Here is a 9,901-nt window from a genome sequence, read left to right as displayed (position 1 = left end):
CCACAAATTTAACACTTTTCTCAAAATTCATGCACCGTGTTTTCGGCTTGACCCCCTTTATGACTTTTTCAAATAATAAAAAATCTTAAAATAAGCAACATAAACAGTACTATGTTTTGCATAATACTAATTTATACATAATTTTGCAGCGACGGGAGCAGGAAAACCATTCCTCCCACTTCGAAAACAAGAAAAAAGAATAAGCCATGAACGTAGAAAACGCCAAATCGCAAATGCGCAAAGGCATGCTGGAATATTGCGTGCTACTGCTCTTGCGCCATGGAGCCGCCTATACCAACGACATCATAGTGCGCCTCAAAAAAGCTGAGCTGATAGTCGTGGAAGGCACTCTCTACCCGTTGCTCACACGCCTGAAAAAGGACGGACTGCTCTACTATGAATGGCGGGAGTCCACACAAGGTCCGCCACGCAAGTATTACGCTCTCACCGAAGAGGGAACCGTTTTTCTCACCCAGCTCGATGCTGCGTGGAATGAACTGGCCCGAACCGTAGGACTGCTCAAAGAACAAAAGCATCCCACTATCCAACACCCTACAACCGAAAAACAGTAAAAACATCACCATCATGAAAAAGAACATCACCATCAATCTTTTCGGCTCACTCTATGCCATCGATGAAGATGCCTACGAATTGCTGAGAAACTATCTCGACAATATGCGCTCCTACTTCAGCAACAAAGAGGATGGCAACGAAATAGCTACCGACATAGAAAGCCGGGTGGGCGAACTGCTCAGCGAGCTGAAAGCCGGAGGCGTGGAAGCCATAAGCATAGAGCACATTGAAAACATCATAGGCCGCATAGGCAATCCCGACCAGCTCGAACCCGAAAACGAAGCATCCGCCGCCAACGGGAACGGTGCGGCGGAAACCGCCGACACCACAGAGAGCACAGGAAAAAAAGCCGTGCGACGCCTCTACCGCGACAAGGAAGACCGCATGATAGCCGGCATACTGTCGGGCTTATGCAAATATTTCGGCGGCACCGACCCGCTGCCGTGGCGCATATTGACCATCATTCTCTTCTTCGCCAGCGCCACTACCCTCTCAATCATCTATCTGATACTGTGGGCCATCATTCCACAGGCAGAGACGGCAGCCGAACGTCTGCAGATGCGCGGCCAGCCCATCAACACCCAGACACTCAACGAAGAGATCATACGCGGCGTGAACCGCACCGGCGAATTTGCCAATAACATCTATCAGGAGGCCCAAGCCGGCGGCTGTCTCAGCACCTTGCTCAAAGCCTTCATCGCACTGTTCAAAGTCGGCCTCATCGTTATACTCGTGTGCCTGCTCATACCTCTGATCGTATTTCTCGTCCCGCTCCTCTACCGCACACTGTTCCACATGACACATCCGGCCTTCCCCTTCCTCCATTGGTTAAACGGCACTGTCATCTGGACATCCTGGATAACACTCGTGTCCGGCATCGTTTTCCTGGGAACTATCATTTTTGCCTGCATCTACTGGATGATACGCGACAAATCTGCGGAAAAGCATTCGAAAACCACCAGGCGTACCCTCATCATGGTGAGCGTTATTTCTCTCATCACGATGATCAGCTCCGGCGTCTACACCTGCGTATCGGGAATACACCAGGTGAGAGTGGAGGAAATGAAAGAAAACACACGCCACGGCATATTCGCGGAAGAACAAAGCTGGTCGGTGCTTGATGAATACGGTCTGGAGCTGAAGAAGCTGGAGGGATGCACCCCCGACCTGACCGCCGTTGTGTCCGATGTTGTGAAAGATGAAGGATGGTACAACGTTTTGGATTTCAGAAAGGATCACACAGGAAGTCCAATGCGTTTTTGCGTAGAGAGACAATTGCAGGTTCCGGCCGGCACTTATAGGGTGGAGGCCATCGTCAGGGCCACCGGCACGGGGTGCTATGTTTTTGCCCGGCCCAAAGGCAATAAAACAACATGGGCTGATGTGACAGGTACCAGCGGAATACGGCTGAAAGACATCAGTATTGCCGATGCCAAAGGCACGGAACTCCTGAAAAGTGTGACTGACAGTACTGCCCTCAGCAACCTGCATCAGCAGGCATCAAACTGGCGCTATGTGTCCGTTGACAGCCTGCGCCACTCCGGCGGCGTCCTGATTTACGGTTTGTCTACCGACGGCCCCGGCGGCAATGACAGTTACAAATCCTCTTCGGTGATTCTATATAATCTGAAACTGGTCCGCACCGACCAATAAAAACGGCAAAGCGGCCGGCTCAATATCAATTTGAGCCGGCCGCTTTGATTTAAGCATCATCGCCTTGAGGATGAGAACAGTGGTCTGCCTGCGTCAGGCGTGAACGTAAGTACCGATGGGTTCGCCGTTGAGCACGCGTTTAAGATTGCCCACCACGTCCATGTTGAACACATATACGGGCAAACCGTTCTCTTTACACATAGCTGTGGCCGTGATGTCCATGACGCGCAGGCCGCGGGCCAGCACCTCATCGTAAGTGATTTCATCGAACTTCACTGCGGCAGGATCTTTCTCGGGATCAGCTGTGTATACGCCGTCCACGCGTGTCCCTTTCAACATTACGTCGGCCTCGACTTCTATGCCGCGGAGCGATGACCCCGTATCGGTGGTGAAATAAGGATTACCCGTACCACAACTGATAATGGCCACCTCGCCACGTTCCATGGCCTCAATGGCCTTCCACTTGGAGTAGAGTTCTCCTATCGGTTCCATGCGGATGGCTGTGAGCACGCGGCTTTTCACGCCGATAGCGCCAAGAGCCGAACTGAGTGCCAACGAATTGATGACAGTGGCACACATGCCCATCTGGTCACCCTTCACCCGGTCAAAACCTTTACCGGCTCCGCTGAGACCACGGAAAATATTACCGCCACCTATCACTATGGCAATTTCCACCCCCATTGAGAGTGCCTCCTTCACTTGCGCGGCATATTCGTTCAGGCGCTTTACATCGATGCCGTGGCCCTGTTCGCCCATCAGACTCTCACCGCTCAGTTTGAGCAGAATACGTTTAAATTTCATCATATATATGTTTTTACGGTTAGACTTTAAGAGAAGCCTCAGGCTATTTCCCACAAAAGATGAGGATAAGCGTCCCTTGCGGAAAAACGCGCTGCAGCCGTAGCCTCCAGCCATTTGCTTACGGCAAAAATACAAATAAAAATATAAGCCGTTACTTTTTTTCCTCACAATATGACGGCAGCAAGCAAGTAAATCCATGAAAGTTCTTTTCTGTCGGATGACTTTAATACTTTAAAATACAGTGAAAAATCAAATATATTACATCCTGAGGTGTTTCACAAGTGACAGACAGCAGTTCAGACCTGTCGTACAACATTCATAGGAGAGGCTCCTTGCTGTTTGTGTATCGTCGTGACATGCTGTTTTGCGTGAGTAAAAAAGCCGTAATTGTTAAAAACGCGGTTTTTCATAAAAAAGTGACCTTTTCCTGTTATAAAAATTCAGATTGTGTGTTATATAAATAGGGAATACACAAAATGTATAGATTACATTAAGTTTTATTTATAAAAATATCGTTATGAAACGGACAAGATCTCTCCTCCTACTGTTTTTTTCTCTCATGCTTTTCCAAACAGCCGGGGCAGCAATCCGCGTTACTTCCGTTGTAGCCCCGAAGGTTGGCTATTCTTTCGACAGCTACGCCTCCGATCCCAAAGTGTTGCGCACTTACATTTCAGGTAAGATTCTTCAGACGGCCGTTGACAATACCGTGTGGAGGTCCTCCATCTGGGACATCAATAATGTAGCTCCCCGTCTGACCGGCATGCTGAGTTTCGTCACCCGCAGTCAAACTGTTACTGCAAGAATACGGAAAGACTGTGCCCAAGTAATGAACATGAAGGAATATGAGGAATACATGAGCACCGAATCACATAGTGTCAAGGTCGTTGTCTTTTGCCGTCGCGGACGCGGTAAGACTATCGACGAACTCCTCGTATTCAAATTCCGCTCAGATCATTATTCAAGCGTTCTACAGATAACAGGTAAAATACAGGTCGCTGACATTCCAACCATCATACGCAAGAGTTTTTCATAGTTTTCACTTGTTTTTTACCGACCGGTGGCCAGTCACAGCGGTGTTTCGGCTACCGGTCATTTTCTTTTAGGACATCATGCAACATTTCTGTAAAATCCTGACTTTTATATGCCTGCTCTTCAGTCAGTGCGACATGCGGGGCCAAAACGTCCCCTTCGTCTCTGGCGAGGAATATCAGATACGCTGCCTGGAATGGCCAGGCGCTGCCGTATCGCCCCGTAACGACGATTCCCGCGCCATTGTTTGCTCTGCTGCCGGCCCCGCCGCCGGCAACTGGTGGCGGATTACGCAGAAGAGCGATGGAAAATTTCTTCTTCAGAACACCGCTACCGGCCGTTATCTTACCTATGACGGACAACGCACTTCTATACGCCGCTACGTCTACCTCAGCACCACCGACCACGGAGATCTTTCGCGCTGGCATATCGGTATCCGAACAACAGGGATCAGTGTGAGCAACTGTGTTCACGGCAATCATTATCTCAATGTGCGACGCGGTTCCTACATAGTGGGTACTTATGCGGAAACGTCCTTGTCGCTTACTTCCAACGAGCGCTTTTTTCTGGTCAACCGAAAGGGGCAGGTCGTCAACGAACTCAACGGTCGCAAGCTGGTTCTGCCCGCTACTTGCTACTCTAATGCGAAAAAATCACTGGCAGCCGTTCCCACTATGGTGAGTTCAAAGTCGGCTGCGGGAACCCGCTGTCATGCTCCGGCCAGTCTGCTCACTTTTACCATTGACAAGAAGCGGCCCGTCCTTACTGTCGGCACTGATAAGTATCTTTATGCTGTTTCCGAGCGCAAACTCAACGGCAGCATCGATGTGCGGCTCGATGTGGTACCTCCTTTTGAAGGGCAGCTTCATGTGGACGGTTTTCCGGTGGGACGCCACGGGAAATATACTTTTACTCATGCCGGATGCGCACGCTATTTCCGCCTTTCGCTGACCGATAAAGCGGGCGACACCGTGGCTACGGCGCGCTTGCAGTTTACGGCTTTACCCATTGTGGAGATTACGGCCTCCGGACTTTCCAAACAGAAGTTTAACAACGGCAGTTTCCACCTGCATGATCCCGAAAGTTCCGGTGCCGACTCCGTTCTTTCAGCACAGTTCCGCCATAGGGGCAGCTACACTTCACTACTCTCCAAGAAGTCCTACGGGATGAAGCTGGTCGATGCCACTGGGCGGAAACTCAACCGCAGCCTGCTCGGCATGCGTTCCGACAATTATTGGGTGCTCGATGCCTTGGCCGTCGACCCCGCCCGCATGCGTAATCGTGTGGCTATGGACCTGTGGGGCGATATGGCTACACGGCCTTATTATGCTGGTTCTGCCCCTGATGTCCGAACGGCAGTGAGAGGCCGGTTGGTGGAGGTGTTTGAAAACGGTTCTTATCGTGGTATTTACAATCTTACCGAGCGTGTGGATCGCAAGCAGGTGCAGATAGCCCCAAGCAAGAAAGGCAAGGTGAGGGGATGCCTCTACAAGTCGCGCAACTGGGACTCATGGACTTTGTTGGGCATGAACCGCCACACGGGCAGACCCATAGGTCAGAAACCGCCACACTATGACAACACGGCTATCAGTTGGGGCAATTGGGAGTCGAAATATCCCGAACCCAATGGCCGGGACAAAACCGACTGGCGCCCTCTTTATGACGCTTGTGCCTTTGTCGGGACTGCGGGTGACAAAGAGTTCTGCCGTGAAGTGGAGAACGTGTTCGATCTTCCCGTTGTGGCCGACTATTATCTGTTTATCGAACTTATCCATGCCGTCGACAACTCTGGCAAAAACATGTACTGGGCTGTTTACGATGCCTCGAAATCGCACAAACTCACTCCCGTACCTTGGGACCTTGACGGCACTTTCGGCCGCGATTGGGGCGGGCATCGCAGCAACTGCCGCGCCGACAATGACTACCGCCGTTTCCTCCTGAACGGCTCTATGCAGAACGCTCTATTCGAACGTTTGGAAATACTCAACGCGGCCGATTGGCATAAACTGCTGGCAAACCGTTATCGCAAGTTGCGCCGCACACACTTCAATCCGGAATCACTCTACGGGCGCTTTGCAGCCTACCACCATCTGTTGCAGGAGAGTGGGGCCGAACACAGAGAGTCGCGCAAGTGGAACAGAAGCAATGGCATTTCCTTTGACTTTGAGGGTGAGAACGCTTATCTGAAAAAATGGATACGAGACCGGGTGAAATATCTCGACCACCGGTATGGCTATAAGTAAAGCATGTAAAATAAGACGTTCCGTCATTTTTTTGAGGAAGCCCCTGCAGATGTCATATATCATTTGAAAATCCGATATAGCTTCTGCTGTTGTGCAAAAAAATCATAGTCAATGACCTGCTTTCATTGTTCAAGAAACGGGATATTACAATTTAAACACAGTTGGCTTTCCATCGGAAAGCCAACTGTGTTTAAATGAGAGGTCAGGTAAAGCGGACCGGCCTACAAAAAACTTCCATAGGTTGTGTGCTGCAAACAGTTTGTAGGGATTGCCGGTCTCCGGCTCATTTGAAGAGGAAGAATTGCGGTCGGCCATAGGCCTTGAAATCCTTCACACAACCTGGCATGTTCTTAGAACGCTGGCGCAGGCGGATAGCGCTTACCGTTTGAATTTCGCCCAAGTCGATGATGATGCGGTGCGGGAAAGGCGTTACAGGCTCTTTCTGCCACTGCGAATGCCAGTAGGTTGCATTGTTGCCGTCGAAGAGCAGTTCAGCATCTCCTTCAACAACTTCTTCCGTGTTGACGTAAACCACATTCCAATCGTCTTTAGAGAGAGGACGGCCATCTTTGCCCAATAACTCTATTTCGGAAAGACAGGCGTTCTTGCCATCGTAACTCGAAGTTATCTCAAGGCAGAGGTGGCGCATCGTGACAGGCGAGGGCAAAAGGAACTCTTGCATGCCGTCCTCTTTCTTCATCGAAGCCGTAAGAATGCGGTCGCCTTCTTCCACAACGGGCAATCCGGAGGGCTGCTTGCGATCACCGGTCTTAGGGGCGTGCAGGTCAACGCCCACAGAGTCGAGAATCGGTTCCGGCAGTCCGGCCACAGTGTGATGGCCTTGGTTTTCCATTTCAAAGACGATGATTTCATTCTTGCCTTTCTTCAACCACGGACCGGGTACGTAGAGCGTCTGATGAGGTCCCACATTCCAATACTTGCCGATGCTGCGCCCGTTCACCCAAACGGCACCTTTATTCCATCCGCGCATATCGAGAAATACATCACCTTTCTTGTCAAGGCTGAACGTTCCGCGATGGAAAGCAGGGCCGCTGATTTCACTGTATGTCTTACCTTCAGATACGGTCTTGAAAGCTTTCCTGAATTTTTTGTAATCGACATAAAAATTATTTTTGCTGCCGGCCGGCGTATTGGCGTAAAGGGGTAGAGGCGTTACCTCCCATCCGGTAAGTTCTCTACCAGCAAGCGTCACCTTTTCCGTGATACCCTTGAGGTTTTTGAGCAGGTCGGCACCATAGTTGACACGTCCTACATTCTCCACCAGAATTTCCAACCGTGCCCCGGCGGGAATGTTCACTTCCAGTTTGTTCTGCCGGTGGCGGCGATCGAGGCTGCCCACATATCGGCCGTTAACCATAATGACGGCATAGTCACGAAGTTCCTTAAGAACAAGCCAGCCCTTGGCGGCTTCTTTCACTGTTGTAGCATAGTGGATGTAACCGAAGTCCATATCGGCATCTTCCATCGTGAGCGGGTGTTCGCTCTCTATGGTGTGTACGAAAGCGGCCTTGAGAGGAGCCACTTCGGTAAGGGCTGTCACCGGAAATGTACTAACAGGATTGGGCGCCGGTACGTCAGGAAGGGTTTTACCCTCAGGCAGATGCTTTTGAATGACTTCACGGAAAGCCATATACTTGGGTGTGATATTGCCGTATTCTCCTAAAGGAGCATCGTAATCGTAGCTGGTGGGCTGAGGCTCATAGCCGTAGCTGTTGTTAGAACCGTTGGTGTAAGCAAAATTGGTACCGCCATGAAACATATACATGCTCACGGATATGTTATGAGCCAGCATCCAGTCGAGCTGGGCGGCAGGATTCTTGAAGTCGCGGCGCGAATGACGTTTTCCCCACACGTCAAACCAGGCGGGATAGAACTCCGCCACCATATAGGGACCGCCGGGATGAAAGCGGTCGATGGTTCGGATAACCTCTTCGCCTACAACGCCGTTAATGGTGGGCAACGTACCGGGCAGATGGCCGTTGGGCATCTGTCCGCCACCATCGCAAGTAATAAGCGGTACGTTGAAACCAGCTTCTACGATCATGTCGCGTAACTTGCCCAGATAAACACGGTCGTTGCTGTAGGAACCGTATTCGTTCTCTACCTGTACCAATAGAATCGGTCCTCCGTTGGTTACGGTGAGCGGCGCGAGTTCCTTGCCCAAACGGTCTATATAACGCTTGCAGGCAGCCAGAAAGTCGGCATCATCGCTGCGCCACACCATCTTCTTGTTTTTTTGCAGCCAGTAAGGAAAGCCACCGAAGTCCCATTCGGCACATACATACGGACCGGGACGCAGAACTACATACATCCCCTCTTCCTGAGCGGTACGCACAAATTTGGCTAAATCAGCCTCACCAGTAAAATCGAACACACCCGGCCGGCGCTCGTGTATGTTCCAAAATACGTAAGTTGAAATGGTGTTGATGCCCATAGCTTTGGCACGGCGTATCCGGTCGCGCCAATATTCCTGAGGTACACGCGGATAATGCATCTCTCCGCAAATCAGTGTAACGGGCTTGCCATCGAGCACAAAACGGCCGCCTTCAATTTTGAAGTCGTGCGCAAAAACCGCACTCCAACACAACAAAACAAAAAGCAGTAAGGTGACTTTTTTCTTCATCAGTTAAACATGGTTTTAATGGTTAATAAGAAATGTAATACAAATAATATGATTAAGTCAGTTTTTCAGCTGTTTCTTTTATTTCAGATTAACACAGGCATGTATCAGAACACCTTTGGCACAGAGACAGAAAGGTCACTTCAGTTCAAGCGTAAAGGTTTGCATATTCCGGAGGTCTATAGTCCAAAGCCGGCCGGCCAGACTAACTCCGTAGCCACATATAATCTTTATCACTTCATGAGACAACACACTGCCTACTACGGCAGGCGTCATTCCTATTATGCTTTTTTCTGCCAGTGGCGGAGAAGGAAAAAGTTCCCGGTAGCGGCAAGGAGCATCCGGATGGTTGAACACGGCGACTTGTCCTTCAAAACCACAGACTGCACCATATACATACGGCCGATGCAGGCAGGCTGTGACATCATCGAGAATATAACGCGTGGTAAAGTTGTCGCAACCATCCACCACTATATCATAATCTTGTAAGATAGATTCGGCGTTCTCCTCTGTGAGACGCTCAGTATAAGGAATAATCTCAACCTCATCATTGAGCGCACGAAGCCGGCGCGCAGCCTCCAATGCCTTGAATTCTCCTATGGCGGCTTCATCGTAGAGTACTTGTCTGTGAAGATTACTCCGGCTCACGACGTCATCGTCAATGAGTCCCAAATGTCCTATGCCTGCACCAGTCAGATAGAGAGATACGGGAGATCCTAACCCGCCTGCTCCCACCAGCAACACACGGGCACGGCGCAACTTTTCCTGACCGTCCTCGCCTATTTCCGGCAGGAGTATCTGACGACTGTAACGTTCTGAAGCTAAAAAATTCATAATGATTCAGCGGAGATGCTGTTAAATGTTATCACGCTTTGTTATCAACTTTCATTTTATTTTTTCTCACGTCAATATAAAGCAAATCATCATGGTCTGTTATACTATATAGTTCCATAAAATC

Annotated in this window: 7 protein-coding genes; 4 read left to right on the top strand and 3 right to left on the bottom strand. The window is 50.1% G+C overall.

Features of this window, described 5'->3' with window-relative positions; translation table 11 throughout:
- The first annotated feature begins 206 nt into the window (after nucleotides 1–206).
- Nucleotides 207–572 (top strand): PadR family transcriptional regulator, encoded by a 366-nt coding sequence (locus tag C5S62_RS01450; protein WP_104403754.1) that lies wholly within the window; start codon nucleotides 207–209, stop codon nucleotides 570–572.
- A gap of 13 nt (nucleotides 573–585) precedes the next feature.
- Nucleotides 586–2,226, top strand: coding sequence for a PspC domain-containing protein (locus C5S62_RS01445; protein ID WP_104403753.1), 1,641 nt, complete (start codon nucleotides 586–588; stop codon nucleotides 2,224–2,226).
- Nucleotides 2,227–2,319: 93 nt separating this feature from the next.
- Here C5S62_RS01445 and pyrH read toward each other — a convergent pair whose 3' ends face one another.
- On the bottom strand, nucleotides 2,320–3,030 hold the full coding sequence (gene pyrH / locus C5S62_RS01440) for a UMP kinase (RefSeq protein ID WP_104403755.1): 711 nt from the start codon (nucleotides 3,028–3,030) through the stop codon (nucleotides 2,320–2,322).
- A 514-nt stretch (nucleotides 3,031–3,544) separates the two neighbouring features.
- Between pyrH and C5S62_RS01435 the strand changes: the two genes are divergently transcribed.
- Both C5S62_RS01435 and C5S62_RS01430 read left to right on the top strand, forming a co-directional pair.
- Nucleotides 3,545–4,063, top strand: a complete 519-nt coding sequence (locus C5S62_RS01435) for a DUF4252 domain-containing protein (protein WP_104403752.1) — start codon at nucleotides 3,545–3,547, stop codon at nucleotides 4,061–4,063.
- A gap of 76 nt (nucleotides 4,064–4,139) precedes the next feature.
- Nucleotides 4,140–6,302 carry a CotH kinase family protein gene (locus C5S62_RS01430; RefSeq protein WP_104403751.1) on the top strand — a complete coding sequence of 721 codons (2,163 nt, stop codon included), beginning with the start codon at nucleotides 4,140–4,142 and terminating at the stop codon, nucleotides 6,300–6,302.
- A 283-nt stretch (nucleotides 6,303–6,585) separates the two neighbouring features.
- On the opposite strand, the gene C5S62_RS01425 is transcribed toward C5S62_RS01430, so the two are convergent.
- Together C5S62_RS01425 and C5S62_RS01420 are read right to left on the bottom strand one after the other, a co-directional pair.
- Nucleotides 6,586–8,946 (bottom strand): beta-galactosidase, encoded by a 2,361-nt coding sequence (locus C5S62_RS01425; RefSeq protein WP_104403750.1) that lies wholly within the window; start codon nucleotides 8,944–8,946, stop codon nucleotides 6,586–6,588.
- Nucleotides 8,947–9,081: 135 nt separating this feature from the next.
- A complete protein-coding gene (locus tag C5S62_RS01420) occupies nucleotides 9,082–9,777 on the bottom strand; it encodes a HesA/MoeB/ThiF family protein (protein ID WP_104403749.1) in 696 nt (231 codons plus the stop codon).
- Nucleotides 9,778–9,901 lie beyond the last annotated feature (124 nt).

Source organism: Prevotella sp. MGM2 (genome assembly GCF_002933955.1).
Lineage (GTDB): Bacteria > Bacteroidota > Bacteroidia > Bacteroidales > Bacteroidaceae > Alloprevotella.
This window is presented reverse-complemented; position numbering and strand designations above follow the sequence as displayed.